This window comes from Billgrantia montanilacus (assembly GCF_003336675.1).
Taxonomy (GTDB): domain Bacteria; phylum Pseudomonadota; class Gammaproteobacteria; order Pseudomonadales; family Halomonadaceae; genus Halomonas; species Halomonas montanilacus.
Genome location: NZ_QPII01000001.1, coordinates 384,196 through 400,209 on the forward strand (window position 1 = coordinate 384,196; position 16,014 = coordinate 400,209).

The 16,014-nt window shown below is 64.3% G+C and carries 12 protein-coding genes; 9 read left to right on the forward strand and 3 right to left on the reverse strand.

Going from position 1 to position 16,014, the window contains the following annotated elements:
• Nucleotides 1–63 precede the first annotated feature (63 nt).
• A complete protein-coding gene (locus DU505_RS01795; protein ID WP_114477275.1) occupies nucleotides 64–3,192 on the reverse strand; it encodes an efflux RND transporter permease subunit in 3,129 nt (1,042 codons plus the stop codon).
• Between the two features lie 2 nt (nucleotides 3,193–3,194).
• Entirely contained in the window at nucleotides 3,195–4,292 is a 1,098-nt protein-coding gene (locus DU505_RS01800) for an efflux RND transporter periplasmic adaptor subunit (RefSeq protein WP_114477276.1), read from the reverse strand.
• Nucleotides 4,293–4,661: 369 nt separating this feature from the next.
• Between DU505_RS01800 and DU505_RS01805 the strand changes: the two genes are divergently transcribed.
• The gene (locus tag DU505_RS01805; RefSeq protein ID WP_114477277.1) at nucleotides 4,662–5,636 is read left to right on the forward strand and encodes a malate dehydrogenase; all 975 of its coding nucleotides are present in this window, start codon (nucleotides 4,662–4,664) and stop codon (nucleotides 5,634–5,636) included.
• 621 nt (nucleotides 5,637–6,257) lie between these two features.
• Here DU505_RS01805 and DU505_RS01810 read toward each other — a convergent pair.
• Entirely contained in the window at nucleotides 6,258–6,914 is a 657-nt protein-coding gene (locus tag DU505_RS01810; protein WP_114477278.1) for a histidinol-phosphatase, read from the reverse strand.
• A 229-nt stretch (nucleotides 6,915–7,143) separates the two neighbouring features.
• Here DU505_RS01810 and DU505_RS01815 point away from each other — a divergent pair, with 229 nt between their 5' ends.
• The 8 genes from DU505_RS01815 (at nucleotide 7,144) to DU505_RS22785 (ending at nucleotide 15,850) form a co-directional block, all read left to right on the forward strand.
• Nucleotides 7,144–7,635 (forward strand): RNA pyrophosphohydrolase, encoded by a 492-nt coding sequence (locus DU505_RS01815; RefSeq protein WP_114477279.1) that lies wholly within the window; start codon nucleotides 7,144–7,146, stop codon nucleotides 7,633–7,635.
• A gap of 117 nt (nucleotides 7,636–7,752) precedes the next feature.
• Nucleotides 7,753–10,014 carry a phosphoenolpyruvate--protein phosphotransferase gene (gene ptsP, locus DU505_RS01820; protein WP_114477457.1) on the forward strand — a complete coding sequence of 754 codons (2,262 nt, stop codon included), beginning with the start codon at nucleotides 7,753–7,755 and terminating at the stop codon, nucleotides 10,012–10,014.
• Nucleotides 10,015–10,023: 9 nt separating this feature from the next.
• Nucleotides 10,024–10,800 carry an NRDE family protein gene (locus DU505_RS01825; RefSeq protein WP_114477280.1) on the forward strand — a complete coding sequence of 259 codons (777 nt, stop codon included), beginning with the start codon at nucleotides 10,024–10,026 and terminating at the stop codon, nucleotides 10,798–10,800.
• Between the two features lie 84 nt (nucleotides 10,801–10,884).
• Nucleotides 10,885–12,273, forward strand: a complete 1,389-nt coding sequence (locus tag DU505_RS01830; protein ID WP_181872700.1) for a response regulator — start codon at nucleotides 10,885–10,887, stop codon at nucleotides 12,271–12,273.
• Between the two features lie 31 nt (nucleotides 12,274–12,304).
• Entirely contained in the window at nucleotides 12,305–13,111 is an 807-nt protein-coding gene (lgt, locus tag DU505_RS01835; RefSeq protein ID WP_245947736.1) for a prolipoprotein diacylglyceryl transferase, read from the forward strand.
• A gap of 78 nt (nucleotides 13,112–13,189) precedes the next feature.
• Nucleotides 13,190–14,044 (forward strand): thymidylate synthase, encoded by an 855-nt coding sequence (locus DU505_RS01840; protein WP_114477283.1) that lies wholly within the window; start codon nucleotides 13,190–13,192, stop codon nucleotides 14,042–14,044.
• A complete protein-coding gene (locus tag DU505_RS01845) occupies nucleotides 14,041–14,559 on the forward strand; it encodes a dihydrofolate reductase (RefSeq protein ID WP_114477284.1) in 519 nt (172 codons plus the stop codon). Before DU505_RS01840 ends, DU505_RS01845 begins: the two co-directional genes overlap by 4 nt.
• Nucleotides 14,560–14,713: 154 nt before the next feature.
• Nucleotides 14,714–15,850: a ProQ/FINO family protein gene (locus DU505_RS22785; protein ID WP_245947737.1), complete on the forward strand. Its 1,137-nt coding sequence runs from the start codon at nucleotides 14,714–14,716 to the stop codon at nucleotides 15,848–15,850.
• The last annotated feature ends 164 nt before the right edge of the window (nucleotides 15,851–16,014 follow it).

Below are 16,014 nucleotides of genomic sequence, written 5' to 3' on the forward strand. Positions count from 1 at the left end.
GGCATACGTTTTCAGGAAGAATTTTGGGATGCGCCCTGGGCCATAGACTGCCCGGGGCGTTTTTCATGGTTGCCCGTCAGGTTCTCCAGGGTCGTCAGGATTCAAGTCGGCTTTTGCGGCGTGCGTTGTCCTGTTGCGCCGGCTCTGCCCCAGCATCAGCATGCAGGGGGTGAGCAGCAGCGTCAGCCCGGTGGCGAATATCAGGCCCCCGGCGATGGCGCTGGAGAGCTGGGTCCACCACTGGGTCGAAGGTGCGCCGAACCCCAGGCTCGGGGCGAACAGGTTGACGTTTACCCCCAGCACCATGGGCATCAGCCCGAGCACCGTGGTAACGGCGGTGAGCAGCACCGGGCGCAGACGAAGTCCACCCGCTTCCAGGGCTGCCTCGACGGGGGCAAGCCCTTCCCCGCGCAGCTGGTTGTAGGTGTCGATCAGCACGATATTGTTGTTCACCACGATGCCCGCCAGGGCGATGATCCCCATGCCGACCATGACGATGCCAAAGGGCTGCCCGTTGATGAGCAGGCCCATCAGTACGCCGGCCGTCGAGAACACGATGGCCGACAGTACCAGCGCAGCCTGGTAGAGGCTGTTGAACTGGGTCACGAGGATGAGGGCCATCAGCCCGATCGCCACCAGGAAGGCGGTAATCAGAAAGCGGCTGGCCTCCTCCTGCTCTTCCTGTTCGCCGGCCACGTTGACCTGCACGCTGTCGGGCAGGGCGGAGAGGTCAACCGCCTCCATCAGTGCCCGTAACCGCTCGTCTGGCTGATAGCCGTCCTCCACGTCCGCTTCCAGGGTAACGGCCCTGCGCCCATCGATCCGGTGAAGGGTGCCCACCTTGGGCGACGGTTCCAGGCTGGCGAAGTGCGAGACGGGAATCTGGCCTCGCAGGGTATTCAGCGTCAGTCTATCCAGCTGGTCCAGGGTGCGTGAGGCGTGGGGCAGGCGGACCCGGATATCGACTTCATCCGGGGCGTGTGCCGGTCGATAGCTGGCGACCTGCAGGCCGGTAGTGATGAGCTGCACGGCGCTGCCGACGGCCGCCACGTCGGTGCCCAGGCGGGCGGCGGCCTCGCGGTCGACGTTCAGGCGCCATTCGATGCCGGGCAGGCTGCGATTGTCCTCGACGTCGCGAAAGCCTCCCAGACCTTCCATTGCGCTGCGGATGTGGGTCACGGCGGCATCGCCATCGGCGGGCTCCTCGGCGCTGATCTCGAGCACGATGGGCTTGCCGGCACCGGGCCCTTCTTCCTGCTCGCGAAACTCCAGGACGACGCCGGGCAGGTCTGCCGTGCGCTCGGCCATCTCGTCCATTACCAGGCGGGCGGGACGGCGCTGATGCCAGTCGATCAACTGGAACTGCACCACGCCGATCACGTCGTTGCCGATCTGTTCGTCGGGAATGCCGTAGGAGCGAGCATAGAGCGCCTGCACCTCGCTCATGCCCGCCAGGCGAGCCTCCACGCGGCGCACGATGGCATCTTTCTCCCAGGTGGAAAAATCCCCCCGGGAGCGGATCACCACCTGGGCATTGTCGGGTTCGACGGCGGGGAAGAATTCCACGCCGTGATTGAAGCGGCCATAGCCGGTGAAGATCAGCGCCATCAGCAGCAGGGCAATCACCAGTGTCATGCCGGGCCAGGCGAGCAGCCGGGCCAGTACGGCACGGTAGAGGTGTCCACCGGCGGTGATCAGTTCGTCGCCATGGCTGGGCCGGGCCGTGCGTGCGCTGAACAAGCCTCCCAGGGTGGGCAGGAAGATAAGCGCCATGGCGAGGGAAGCGAGCAGGCAGAGTATCACCGTGGCCGGCAGATATTTCATGAACTCACCCACCACGCCCGGCCAGAACAGCAGCGGCATGAAGACGGCAAGGGTGGTGGCGGTGGCGGCTATCACCGGCCAGCTCATGCGTGAGGCGGCGTTGACCCAGGCGTCGCGGGGAAGCTGCCCCTCGCGCAGGTTGCGGTCGGCCAGTTCGCTGACCACGATGGCCCCGTCCACCAGCATGCCGGCGACCAGGATCAAGGCAAACAGCACCACGATGTTGAGGGTGTAGCCGATTGCCCAGATCAGCAGGATGCCGGTGAGGAAGGCGCCGGGAATGGTCAGCCCCACCATCAGCGCCGAGCGCAGCCCCATGGCGGCGAGGATGACCACCAGGACCAGCACGACGGCGGTTAACACGTTGTTGAGCAGTTCCGAGAGCATCTGCTCGACGGTGTCGGACTGGTCCATGATGGTCGTGATGGCGAGTTCGTCGGGCAGCAGCGGTGCGGCGTCAGCCAGTACCTCGCGCACGCTGGCGATGGTGGCAATCAGGTTGGCACCGGCGCGCTTGGAGATTTCAAGGACCAGGGCAGGCTCGTCGTCGATACGTGCGAATCCTTCGGGATCCTTGAAGGAGGGGTAGATCCAGGCGACATCCGCGAAGGTCACGACCCGGTCGCCGTCGACCTTGACCGGCATGCCCATGACGTCTTCCAGCGATGCGATTACCCCCGGTACCTTGATCGGGGCGCGCCCGGCGCCGGTGTCCAGGCTGCCTGCCGCCACCAGCCGGTTGTTGCGGCTGATCAGGCTGAAGAGATCATCGAAGTCGACGCCGTAGCTGTCGAGCACCAGGGGGTCGAGCACGATCTCCAGCATCTCCTCGCGCTCGCCGCCGATATCCACCTCGAGAACCTCGGGAATGCCCTCCATGGCATCCTGCAGGCGGCGTGCGATGGCGAGGCGCTGGACTTCTTCCAGGGGGCCGGACATGCCCAGGGTCAGGACCGGGAAGAGCCCCACGTTGACTTCGAAGACCCGGGGTTCATCGGCCTCATCGGGCAGTTCGGCGTTGGCGATATCGACCTTTTCGCGGACGTCGGCCAGCGCCTGGCGAGGGTCGAAGCCGGCATCGAACTCCAGGGTCACGGCGGCGTGGCCTTCGCTGGACTGGGCGGTCATCTTGCTGACCCCCTCGATGGTGCGCAGCTCCTGCTCCATGGGGCGAACCAACAGTCGTTCGCCGTCCTCCGGACTGACCCCCTCCAGGGAAAGTGAGACGTAGATGATGGGGATCGCGATATCGGGATTGGCTTCCTTGGGCACCGCCTGCCAGGCAGCGGCCCCGGCCAACAGCAGTGCAGCCAATATCAGCAGGGTGGTCCGCGATCGTTCCAGCGCGGCTTCGATCAGGGTACGCATGGTCAGGGGGTCTCCCGTGCCGCCTCGTCCTGCTCGGAAGGCACCGCCGTGACACCTTCGCCCTCCGTGACGAACCCGCCGCCCAGGGTGATCAGGCGTACCGTATCGGGTAGGCCGGTAACGCGCACCTCCCGGGTGTCGGTCTCCACCAGGCTGACGCGAGTGGTCACGACCCTGTCGTCATCGTCCAGATGCTTCACGCGCAGCCGGCCCTCCTCGTCCAGCTCGAGCAGTGCGGGAGAGAAGCGGTGCACGTCGCGCTCCGGCAGGGTGAGGGTCAGGCTGGCGCTGGCACCAGCGATGCGACGACGCTCCGGATTGTCGAGGCTCGCCTCGATATAGTAGGAGCGGGTGGCCTCGTCGGCACGGCTGGCCACATGGGTCAGCTCGCCGGGTAGGGTGGTGCCGTCCAGCAGGTGCACCTCCACGGGCAGGCCGGGTTCGAGGGTCAGGGCGTCGCGCTGGGAAACCCAGGCGCTGGCGATGAGCTGGCGGTCGTCGATCAGCCGACCGTAGGTTTCGCCAGCCTGCAGCACGTCGCCGAGCTCCACGTCCAACCGGTCGAGTACGCCACTGAAGGGGGCGGCAGGGCGCGTCTCGTCCAGGGCGTGGCGCAGTTCGGCCACGTCGGCTGCAGCCACGCTGACGCTGCTCTGCAGCCTCAGGTACTCGGGCCGGGAGATCAGTTCGCGCCGACGCAGGTCCTCGGCACCACTCAGTTCGGCACGGGCCAGGGTGAGCTGGTCTTCGGCCCTGGCCAGCTGTGCCTCCAGGGCATCTGTCGACAGGACCAGCAGAGTCTCCCCCGCTTCCACGCTGGAACCCAGGGAGGCCGGCAGCCCCGAGACTCGCCCGGCCTGGCGGCTGCGGAGTTCCACCTCCCGGGCAGCAACCAATTGGCCCTGGGCGACCAAGTGCGGTGCGTGGGGCGCCGCCTGGCTGAGACGGTACTCGACACGGGGTGGGGTCTCTTCCTTGGCCGGGTCGGCCGGTGGCGCCGACGTCTGGAAGCGCTGCATGTCGCCGAATGCCAACCACAGCAACAGCACCAGCAGCAGGGCGGTGGCCAGCAGATAGGAAAGCGGAGGACGTCTGGGCATGCGACCTTCCATGGTTTGGCGTGAGCGGCGAGTGCGCATTGCGGCAGCCTGGCGCAAGGAGTGCTAGATGAATCGCCTCAATCTACTGCAAAAACCACTCTTTGGGCCAATTTCATTCAATCTGTTTCGTTATAGAACCCGGTAATACCCCTCAAGGCGCCTATTTTTTGCAATCATTCATCGAAATGGAAGCCTTCCACAGCGAACGGTTCGCTATTATTTACGAGACGGCCAGCCGATCGCCTAGCCGGAGGTCGGATTGAGTTTTGTGCACTGCAGGCATAACATTCACCGCGTTCCGAATCCGAGCCAGGGCGGCAGTCATGCCGACCGGCTCATCCTCACGGCGACCAATCCGAAGGAGCAATGATGAAAGATCCCGTACGTATTGCCATTACCGGCGGCGCTGGCCAGATCAGCTACTCCCTTATCTTCCGTATCGCGGCTGGCGACATGCTGGGCCCGGATCAGCCCGTCATTCTCCAGCTGCTCGAGATCGCACCGGCCATGGATGCCCTGAACGGCGTGGTGATGGAAGTGAACGATTGCGCCTTCCCGCTGGTGCAGGACATCGTCGCCACCGACGATCCCAATGTCGCATTCAAGGATGCCGACTTCGCCCTGCTGGTCGGTGCCCGTCCGCGCGGCCCGGGCATGGAGCGCAAGGACCTGCTCGAAGCCAACGCGGCGATCTTCTCCGTACAGGGCAAGGCGCTGAACGACAACGCCAGCCGCAATGTGCGTGTCCTGGTGGTGGGTAATCCCGCCAACACCAACGCCCTGATCGCCTCCTGCAACGCGCCGGACCTCAGCCCGCGCCAGTTCACCGCCATGACGCGTCTGGACCACAACCGGGCCCTGACCCAGCTGGCCCAGAAGACCGGCAAGCGCGTCACCGATGTCGAGAACATGATCATCTGGGGCAACCACAGCGCAACTCAGTACCCGGACCTGGCCCACTGCAAGGTGGACGGCAAGGCCGCTTTCGACCTGGTCGAGCGCGACTGGTACGAGAACACCTTCATCCCCGACGTGCAGCAGCGCGGCGCGGCGATCATCAAGGCGCGCGGTGCCTCTTCCGCAGCTTCTGCCGCTTCCTCCGCCATCGACCACATGCGCGACTGGGCGCTGGGTGCCGACGGCGTGGTTAGCATGGCGATTCCCTCCGATGGCAGCTATGGCATCGAGAAGGGCATCATCTACTCCTATCCGGTGCGCTGCCAGAACGGCGACTACGAGATCGTCCAGGGTCTCGAGGTCGACGACTTCAGCCGTGGCCGCATGAAGGCGACCGAAGACGAGCTGCGTGAAGAGCGCGCCGCCGTCGAGCACCTGCTGGGCTGATCGCTTAGATAGCCGCATGACAACGCCCCGACGAGATGTCTCGTCGGGGCGTTTTTTGTTGGTGTTGGGCTGCACCGCCGGGAGGCCTTCGGCCTCCAGTCGCCGAGGCGTCGGACCGGAGCTAAAGCTACCTCCAACAGCGATGTTGCACTGTTGGTGGAAAGAGTCGCTGTTGGAGCGCTCGGTTCGGCGTTCCGACTCCGCATCGCGACTGGCGCCTGCAGGCGCCTCGGCGGAGGCTGCAACGTTGGTGGTTATCGCCAGCGCTGGGTGGCACCGCCGGGAGGCCTTCAGCCTCCAGTCGTGAGCTGAAGCTTCCTCCAACAGCGGTGTAGCACCGTCGGTGGAAAGAGTCGCTGTTGGAGCGCTCGGTTCGGCGCTCCGACTTTGCATCGCGACTGGCGCCGGCAGGCGCCTCGGCGGAGGTCGCAACGTCAGTGGTTATCGCCAGCGCTGGGCAACACCGCGGTCGCGAGCTAAAGCTACCTCCGACAGGGTGGTAATTGCCTGCTATGGCAGGAAAAATCAGCTGTTGGAGCGCTCGGTTCGGCGCTCCGACTTTGCATCGCGACTGGCGTCGGAAGGCGCCCCGGTGAAGGCCACCGTCAATGCGAGCGAACGTCAATCCCGCAGGCTGATGATCCGCCAGCCTTTCTGCTCGGCGACTTCGCGCAGGGTGTCGTCCGGGTCGACGGCAACCGGGTGGTCGACAAGCTCCAGTAGTGGCAGGTCGTTGTGAGAATCGCTGTAGAACCAGGAGCCGTCCAGGGTCAGGTCCTTGTCGGCCAGCCACTCCTCCAGTCGTTTCACCTTGCCTTCTCTATAGCTGGGCGTGCCGCTCACCTTACCGGTATAGCGCCCGTCGACCACCTCCGGTTCCACGGCGATCAAATGATCGATCCCCAGGCGTTCGGCAATGGGGCCGGTGATAAAGCGGTTGGTGGCGGTGACGATCAGCAGGGTGTCGCCCCGGGTGCGATGCCGGGCGACCAGTTCCTCGCCCTTGGCCAGGATGTGCGGCTCGATCTTGCTGGCCATGAACTGCTGGTGCCAGGCGGCGAGCTGTTCTGGGCTATTGTTCACCAGTGGTTGCAGTGCCACCGCGAGAAACGCATGGATATCCAGCGTTCCGGCGTCATAGTCGGCCATGAAGCGATCATTGGCTTCCCGGTAGGCTTCCGGGTCCACGGCGCCCTGTTCCAGCAGGAACTCGCCCCAGGCATGGTCGCTGTCGATGGACAGCAGGGTGTTGTCCAGGTCGAAGATGGCCAGACTCACGGCTTACCTCTTTTGCTTGTTGAATGTAACGCAGCGGTGGATAAAGGGCTGCTTTCGGTAAAAGCCCGCGATTATGGCAGACATTTGACGTCGGTGCTAAGCCACGAATGGCGGCGCTTTCCTCTCCCTGTGTGCTTGTCTCGGTAGGGGGTGCCGCTTTGTTGTATTGATGCGCTTCACGGCATTGTGGAAGAATGGCTATCAATGATGAATTCACAAGGTGACGTCCGTGATCGACGCTGACGGCTTTCGCCCCAATGTTGGCATCATCATCGCCAACGGCCAGGGGCAGCTGCTCTGGGCGCGTCGGGTAGGACAGAATGCGTGGCAGTTTCCCCAGGGAGGCATCAAGGCAACCGAAACACCGCAACAGGCCCTCTATCGCGAGCTGGAAGAGGAAATCGGCCTGACTGCCGATGACGTCGAACTGCTTGCCTGCACCCGGGGATGGCTGCGCTATCGCCTGCCGCGACGCATGGTTCGCATGCATTCCAGGCCGGTCTGTATCGGCCAGAAACAGAAATGGTTCCTGCTGCGAATACGCTGCCAGGAAAGCCGTATTTGCATGGATCGCTCGGTGAAGCCCGAGTTCGATGGCTGGCGCTGGGTCAGCTATTGGTATCCATTGGGCCAGGTGGTGCCCTTCAAGCGTGAGGTCTACCGCCGTGCCTTGAGGGAGCTGTCGCCCCGGGCTCAGCGGCTGGCGCTGGAGGGGCGCTGATGCATAAGAGGCGTCAAGCCGGGGTCGGCCTGGTCGCTTCGATGGTGTCGATGGCACTTTTTCGCATCGATTTCCTCAGCTAGGCGGGAGATGAGAACAATGGAAAGCAAGACGCCGATGCTCGAGGTTCTGCGACGGGTCATCCAGGAAGTGAACGGGGCACGCAACCTGGATGCAGCCCTGGCCACCATGGTGCGTCGTATTCGAAAGGCCATGCACACCGATGTGTGCTCCTTTTACCTCTACGACCCTGACATCGAAGAGCTGGTTTTGATGGAGACCATCGGTCTCCACAGCCGCGCCGTGGGGCGGGTCAGCCTGCGCGTGGGGGAAGGCCTGGTGGGGCTGGTGGCGGAGCGGGAGGAGCCGCTCAATCTCGAGGATGCACCGGCGCACCCCCGTTTCCGCTACTTCGAAGCGACCGGCGAGGAGCGCTATTCGAGCTTCCTCGGGGTGCCCATCATCCATCAGCGCCGCATGCTTGGCGTGTTGGTGGTACAGCAGAGCGAAAAGCGCCGCTACGATGAGGAAGACGAAGCCTTTCTCATCACCATGGGTGCGCAGCTGGCCGGCGTGCTGGCCCATGCCCTGGCCACCGGCAGCCTGACACGGCCGAGCCTGCCGGGTGGGCAGGCACTGTTCACCGGGGTTGCTGCATCGCCAGGCATGGCCATCGGCGAGGTCGTGGTCATCGCCCCGCCGGCGGACCTGAACAGCGTGCCGGACCTGGTGCCTACCGATGTCGAGCACGAGATAAGCCGCCTCCGCGTGGCTATCGGGCGTGTCCGTGAGGAGATCAAGGCCGCGGGGGAACGCCTGGCCAATCGGATTTCTGCCCAGGAACTGGCACTGTTCGAAGTCTATCAGCAGATGCTCAGCGAGGCGGCTCTCTCCCAGGAGGTCGAGAAGCGCATTCGCGAAGGGCAGTGGGCGCCGGGTGCGTTGGCTGATGTGGTGCGCCGACACGTCCAGTACCTGGAGCGTGTCGACGACGACTATCTCAGAGAGCGCGCGGCTGATGTGCGCGATCTGGGGCGCCGCGTACTCGCCCATCTCCAGGAAGAGACGCCTCAGATTCCCGATACCTTTCCCGAGAGCACCATCCTGGTGGGCGACGAAATCAGCGTTGCCACGCTGGGTGAGGTGCCGCGGGAGCGTCTCACCGGGCTGGTTTCCGTGCGTGGCTCCAGCACCTCTCACGTTGCCATTATTGCCCGGGCCATGGGCATTCCCACCGTACTCGGCATGGTCGACCTTCCCCTGCCGCGCCTCTCCGGTGCCAGGGTGGTGCTGGATGGGCATCGCGGTCGCTTATTCGTGCGCCCTTCGGAAGAGCTGGAAAGCCGCTACCGCAGCCTGATTGCCGAGGAAGAAGCGCTGACCGAGGTGCTGGAGCACGAGCAGGACCTGCCCAGCGAGACCCCCGATGGCCATCTCATGCCTCTGATGGTCAATACCGGTCTGGCCATCGATATGGCGGTATCGCTGAAGAAGCGGATCAGCGGTGTCGGCCTGTATCGCACGGAAGTGCCGTTCATGATTGCCGAACGCTTTCCCGGCGAGCAGGAGCAGGCCCGGCTCTATCGCGATCAACTGGAAAGCTTCTCGCCGCTGCCGGTGGTCATGCGCACCCTCGATATCGGTGGTGACAAGGACCTGCCCTACTTCCCTATCGAGGAGGCCAACCCCTTCCTAGGCTGGCGCGGCATCCGTGTGACCCTCGACCATCCCGAAGTGCTCATGGTGCAGTTGCGCGCGATGCTGCGCGCCTCCTGCGGGCTCGACAACCTGCAGGTACTGCTGCCGATGGTGACCAATGTCGTCGAGGTCGACGACGCCCTGAAGCTGCTGGACCGGGCCATTCGCGAGCTGGGCGAGGAGGGGGTATCGGCGAAGCGCCCGCTGGTCGGGGTGATGCTGGAGGTGCCGGCAACGCTCTATCAGCTTGATGCCCTGGCGGAGCGCGCCGACTTCTTCTCGGTGGGAAGCAACGACCTGACCCAATATCTGCTGGCCGTGGATCGCAACAACCCCAGAGTCGCCGACCTCTACGATGCCTGCCATCCGGCGGTGCTGTCAGCCATGTCCCGGCTGGCGGAGGAGTCAGGCAGACTCAGAAAGCCGATCTCGGTGTGTGGCGAGCTGGCCGGCGACCCGGCGGGCGCACTGCTGCTGATGGGGATGGGTTTCGACGCGCTATCGATGAACGCCCCCAGCCTGCCTCGTGTCCGCGCGGCCATTCGCCGAGTTTCGTTGAAAGCGGCACAAGACCTGGTGCAGGAGACCCTGGCCCTGAATACCCCTGGAGCGGTGCGGAGCCACCTCTTTGCGCGGCTCAACGAATGGCAGCTGGCGCATCTGCTGCCACCAAGGGACTAAAAACGCCCCATGTGCCTGATTGCCTTTGACTATCGCCCGGGCAGCCGTTTTCCTCTGCGACTGGTTGCCAATCGCGACGAGTTCTATCAGCGTCCTTCGGCGCCCCTGGGTGCTTGGGCGGAGGCGCCGGATATCATCGGTGGACGCGACCTGGAGGCAGGCGGCAGCTGGCTGGCGGTGCACCGACGCGGCCGCTTCGCTGCCGTCACCAACGTGCGTGACCCCGCACTCAAGGTTGCCGCCGATGCCCCCAGTCGTGGCCATCTGGTGCGCGAGTCGCTGGAGTGCGCCGATCTCGCCGATTGGCTGCGGACACTCGCCGACGGAGACGGCTGGCGCTATGCCGGCTTCAATCTGTTGGCCGGCGAGATGGGCCGGCTCTGGCATCTGCATCGCGGGCGTGATCGACTGATACTCGACGAGGTATCGCCCGGCGTCCATGGGCTCTCAAATGCCGGGCTGAATACGCCCTGGCCCAAGCTGATCAAGGCGCGCCAAGGGGTGGTCGAGGCACTGCGCCGCAACCGGTGGCCCGACGACGCCCTGTCGGCCATGGCCGATGAGGAACGCGCCCATGACGACCAGTTGCCCGATACCGGTATCAGCCTGGAGCTCGAGCGCCTGCTCTCGGCCCCCTTCATCATTGGCGAGCAGTATGGCACCCGGGCCATGAGCTGGCTGGAGTGGGACGCCGAGTGTGCCTCCATTCGTATAGGGGAGCGCCGCTTCGGTCCCGGCGGCACCTTTCACGGTGAAGATGAGGAGTGCGTGGCGCTTGCGCGCTAGCGGGCCACCAGGAATGTGCCGTCATGACACCCGTAGCCGGTCGGCGTACACTTGAATGATCAATGCGTTACCACAGGGATGAGAATGCCCCCCGCTACCCACAAGGATCGCCTCTGGTCGCATCTTGTCTGGCCGCTGCTCTGGCCACTTCTGCTGGCACAGCTGCTGTTGGTGCTGCTCTGTCTGGCGGTCGGGCTCTTTCTCTGGCTGGCCACACCCGACCCCACCTCCTGGGCGGCGTCCGGCTGGCTGCTGTTGACGCTGCTGGCCGGTACCACACTGACCACGGCAGCCTTCCTGCTGCAGTTGCGTCACCGACTGCGTGAGTGCGAAGCCCGGATGGAGGATGGGCTGCAGCGCATGGAGCGGCTGCTGCTCGAGGCTGACCAGATTCTGCCGAGCTGGCTCGTTTCTCCGGCACTTCCCGTGGCTTTCAGTGACTCGCCACCCTCGCGAGTGGAGAAGCTCCAGGCCCGCGTGGCACAGTTGCATGCTCGCTTGAGTCAGGCGCCCGACCTGGCAGGCATGCTGATGTCGGTGTCGCGTCCGGCGCTGCTGCTCTATCAGGAACGCATTGTCGGCGCGAACCTGGCCATGGAACAGTTGCTTGGGGAGCGCGCCGAGGTGCTCGAGGGTGAGAGTTCCGAAAGTCGGTTACGCAGTGCATCTGAGAGTGACGACAAGCCCAGCGAAGTGCAGGTGCTCGATGCTGAAAATCGCTGGCGGCAGCTGGAGGTGGAGCGCTTCGAGGCCCGGGACTATCGGTTGCTGCTTTTCGGCGACCGCCATGATCGATTGCCGCAGCTCGGGGGACTGGTTGCCGCCCGCGAGCGGGCTCGGGAAGACTCGCGGCTCAAGTCCCGCTATCTGACCCTGCTCCAGCGTGAGCTGGAGCCGCTGTTGTCCGATCTTGCTGATGAAATGAAATGCGCCGACTGTGACCCCGTGCCAGGTAATTTCCCCGAGCTGCGCGAGCGCCTGGCAGATGTCGCCCTGCTGGTGAAGAGCCTTGCCGGTGACGGTATCGGCCAGGAATCATCCGATGGTTTGCTGGTGTCCGCCCCGGCTCTGCCGTTGCGTATCCTCATCGTCGATGACGGGCCGGTCAACCGAATGCTCGCCAGTCAGGTGCTGGAAGGGCAGGGGTTCGAGGTCAACTGCGTTGCCAGCGGCCAGGAAGCGCTGGAGCAACGGCAGGGGCAGCCCTACGACCTGGTGCTGATGGATATTTACATGCCGGACATGGACGGCATTGAAGCGACTCGGCGATGGCGTGAACTGGAGGCTAGCGATCCGGAGGGCTCTCGCAGCGTGCTGGTTGCCCTTACCGCCAATGCCAACGAGGAGGACCGGCGTCGCTTCCGCGAGGCCGGCATGGACGACTACCTGGCAAAGCCCTATGGCCCCCGAGCCTTGGTCGACCTGCTGCGCTACTGGCGTCCCGACGCGTTCGGGGAAGCCGCTACCCCATGATTCTGGACACATCTGCTTTGAGGTAACGGTTGTGAACTACCCCGACATCGATCCGGTTGCCATCTCGCTGGGTCCTTTTCAGGTCCACTGGTATGGCCTGATGTACGTGATCGGCTTTGTCGGCGCATGGTGGCTGGGGCGCCTGCGAGCCGAGCGCGTCGGCCTGACCCGGGACGACGTCGGCGACCTTCTCTTCTATGCCGCTATCGGCGTGGTGGTCGGCGGTCGCCTTGGCTATGCCCTGTTCTATGGCATGGGCCAATGGCTGGCCGATCCGCTGTGGGTGTTTCGCCTGTGGGATGGCGGCATGAGCTTCCATGGTGGGCTGATCGGGGTACTGCTGGCGGCACTCTGGTTTGCGCGCAGGAAGCGAATGGCCTTCTTCACGCTGACCGACTTCTTCGCCCCCATGGTACCCATCGGTCTGGGGGCAGGGCGGATCGGCAACTTCATCAATCGCGAACTGCCGGGGCGGGTCACCGAGCTGCCCTGGGGCATGCCGTTTCCCGGCATGGGCCCTCAGCCGCGCCACCCCACGGCCCTCTACGAGGCCATTCTGGAAGGGGCTGTCCTGTTCGCGGTATTGTGGTGGGTCTCTGCGCTGCCGCAGCGCCGAGGCCTGGTTTCGGGGCTGTTCCTGCTGCTCTACGGCATGTTCCGTTTCCTGGTCGAGCTCTTCCGCCTGCCGGATTCCCATATCGGCTATCTCGCCTTCGACTGGTTCACCATGGGCATGCTGTTGACGCTGCCGATGATTGCCTTCGGCATCGTGTTGATCGTCTGGTCGCGCCACCAGCCGGTGGACCAGGTGTCACGAAGTGATACTCGGCCGGAATAGGACGCGAGCCTGTGAGAAAGGTAGACTCTCGGCCTATCGATTATTCCATGCAAAAACCCCATGCAGAGTTCGCCAACGATGCCTGACGACACTATCCAGCCTGCGCTCGAGCAAACGCCACTCGAGCAGCCCCCGCTCGAAAAACCCTATCTGGACCTGATGCGGTTGGTGCTCGAACAGGGTGTGGAGCGCGACGATCGCACCGGAGTGGGCACCCGCTCGGTTTTCGGTCACCAGATGCGCTTCGACCTGTCGCGTGGCTTTCCCCTGGTGACCACCAAGAAGCTGCACCTGCGCTCGATCATCCACGAGCTGCTGTGGTTCCTGCGTGGCGACACCAACATCGCCTATCTGCAGGAGAATGGAGTGCGTATCTGGGATGAGTGGGCAGACGAGAACGGTGATCTGGGCCCGGTCTATGGCTATCAATGGCGTAGCTGGCCCGACCCGCGTGGCGGCCATGTCGACCAGATCGTCACGCTGCTCGACCAGATTCGCACCAACCCCGGCTCACGGCGACTGATCGTGTCGGCCTGGAACCCGGCGCTGGTCGACGAGATGGCGCTGCCGCCCTGTCACTGCCTGTTCCAGTTTCATGTGGCGAATGGACGTCTCTCCTGCCAGCTCTATCAGCGCAGCGCCGACATCTTTCTGGGAGTGCCCTTCAATATCGCCAGCTACGCGCTGCTGACGCAGATGATCGCTCAGGTCACGGGGCTGGAGCCCGGTGACTTCGTCCATACCCTGGGCGACGCTCATCTTTATCGCAATCACCTCGAGCAGGCCGAACTGCAGCTTTCGCGTACGCCGCGGGCGGCACCGCGGCTGGCGCTGGCACCGGGCGTCGACGACCTGTTCGACTTCCGCTTCGAGCATATCGCCATCGAAGGCTATGACCCCCATCCCCATATCAAGGCCGAGGTGGCGGTATGAATGATGAGACGCTGGTGCCGGTGGCGATGATCGCTGCGCTCTCCCGCAACCGGGTGATAGGCGTGGAGAACAAGCTGCCGTGGTACCTGCCGGAGGACCTCAAGTTCTTCAAGCGAATGACCCAGGCCAAGCCCCTGGTCATGGGGCGCAAGACCTTCGAGTCGATCGGGCGGCCCTTGCCCGGGCGGCTCAATATCGTGGTCACCCGGGACGAAACCTTCCGCCACGATGGCGTGCGGGTTTGCCACGACCTCGAGTCGGCGCTGTTCCTGGCCGACCAGCAGGCGACCATCGATGGCTGCGAGGAGATCATGGTGATGGGCGGCGGCGAAATCTATGTCCAGGCGCTACCCTTTGCCAGCCGGCTCTACCTCACCGAAGTGGATGTCGAAGTGGAGGGGGATGCCCGCTTTCCCGAGTTGGATGACGGACAGTGGGAGGAGGTGCAGCGTGTGCCCGGCCAGCCCGCCGAAGGCCAGCCCGCCTACAGTTTCGTGGAGTACCACCGCCGCTGACGAGGGTCGCCAGCCGGCGACATTTGTCAGCGCCCGGCTTCTGGCACAAACTTGCTGGAGGCCTTGCCACTAGCCTCAGCTGTCTACCGACCAGCACGTCGATGATGACCCTGCCTGTAGATAGCCTGTCCGAGCCTGCCTGGAGGATACCGGTTTGATCGATGAGCGTTCACTCCGCCTGCTGAATGACCTGGAAGTCTGCGCCGACACCGTCCTTGGCGAGCTGCACGGTTGTCGCGAACGAATCCGCGAGCTGCAGGACCGGGTGGCCGAACTCGAGGCGGGACGCCGGGAACTGGAAGCGGCGCATGTTGAGATCGAGGCGGCGCGCCTGGAACTTGAAGAGGAGAATCGCGAACTCGACGAGCAGAACCGAGAACTGGAAGAGGACAACGCCCGGCTGCGAGAACGGCTGCGCAAGGGCGAGCCCGCACCCACGTTCCCGGGTACGTCGCGTCGCGCCCAGGGGCTTGCCGCGCTGATTGGTCACCGGCCGCGCGATGAAGCCCCGGCCGAGCAGGATAGCCCAAAGCATCAGCGTGAACCCGGTCAGCCAAGCGGCCTGGCTGCTTCGCAGGGCGACGATCGGCAACGGCCAGATCAGCCAGTCGAACGGAACGTGCCGGCGCAGGTTGGAAAAGAGGCTGGAATCGAGGGTGAAGCAGAAGGTGGAAAAGAGAGTCGAAAAGAGGGTGGAAAAGCGGGCGAAGAAGTTAAAGAAGGCAATGAGGTAGAGCAGGGCGAGCGGCAGGCGTCACTGCCCATCGAACAGGCGCCCTCTGCCGAGGTGCTGCTGGCCGAGTGGTACCAGCGCTATCCGGATACCTTCTTCAAGGGCCACACTCGACCGTTGAAAGTGGGCATTCACCAGGATCTCGCCGCCCGGGAGCCCTGGCCCGAGAAGCTGGTGCGTCGCGCCCTGGCGGGGTACGTCAACCTGCCGCGCTACCTGAAGGCGGTGCGTGAAGGGGCCCAGCGCATCGACCTGGCCGGCCGGGCGGATGGCAGCGTCGATGCCCAGGCCGCCGAACACGCCCACCGCAAGCTCGAACGGCTTCAGGACGAACGTCGCCAGCGGGGCCAGTCCACAGGGCCCGGTCGTCGCCGTGTCGAGAAGAGCGCCAAAGGCAATCGAGCAAAAAAAACCAATCGTGCCAGGGCCGACACACCTGGCTCTCATCCTTCTGCGCAGGAAACACCACCCTCCGCCCAAGCCGATCCGGAAGCGCGTATGGAGGAGAAGCTCTCGGCCCTGCTGGCCAAGCACAACGGCCAGCGCCATGAGCCCTGACGCACAGGGTTGACGGCTTGCCCTTGCCAGCCTTGTATCAGCGGGGCATCATGTGCAGGCTCATCGCTGCCAGGCAACTGTTTCGACAGGCCTGCGGCTGCGGTCCACGGGCGGGAAGCGCGCGGACTGCAATTTCAGGAGAAAGTTCCGAGGTGGAGGTAGGC

Coding starts and splice junctions, on each gene's coding strand:
- DU505_RS01795 (WP_114477275.1), bottom strand. CDS start 3,192: ATGCGTACCCTGATCGAAGCCGCGCTGGAACGATCGCGGACCACCCTG.
- DU505_RS01800 (WP_114477276.1), bottom strand. CDS start 4,292: ATGCCCAGACGTCCTCCGCTTTCCTATCTGCTGGCCACCGCCCTGCTG.
- DU505_RS01805 (WP_114477277.1), top strand. CDS start 4,662: ATGAAAGATCCCGTACGTATTGCCATTACCGGCGGCGCTGGCCAGATC.
- ptsP (WP_114477457.1), top strand. CDS start 7,753: ATGCTCGAGGTTCTGCGACGGGTCATCCAGGAAGTGAACGGGGCACGC.
- DU505_RS01825 (WP_114477280.1), top strand. CDS start 10,024: ATGTGCCTGATTGCCTTTGACTATCGCCCGGGCAGCCGTTTTCCTCTG.
- DU505_RS01830 (WP_181872700.1), top strand. CDS start 10,885: ATGCCCCCCGCTACCCACAAGGATCGCCTCTGGTCGCATCTTGTCTGG.
- DU505_RS01840 (WP_114477283.1), top strand. CDS start 13,190: ATGCCTGACGACACTATCCAGCCTGCGCTCGAGCAAACGCCACTCGAG.
- DU505_RS01845 (WP_114477284.1), top strand. CDS start 14,041: ATGAATGATGAGACGCTGGTGCCGGTGGCGATGATCGCTGCGCTCTCC.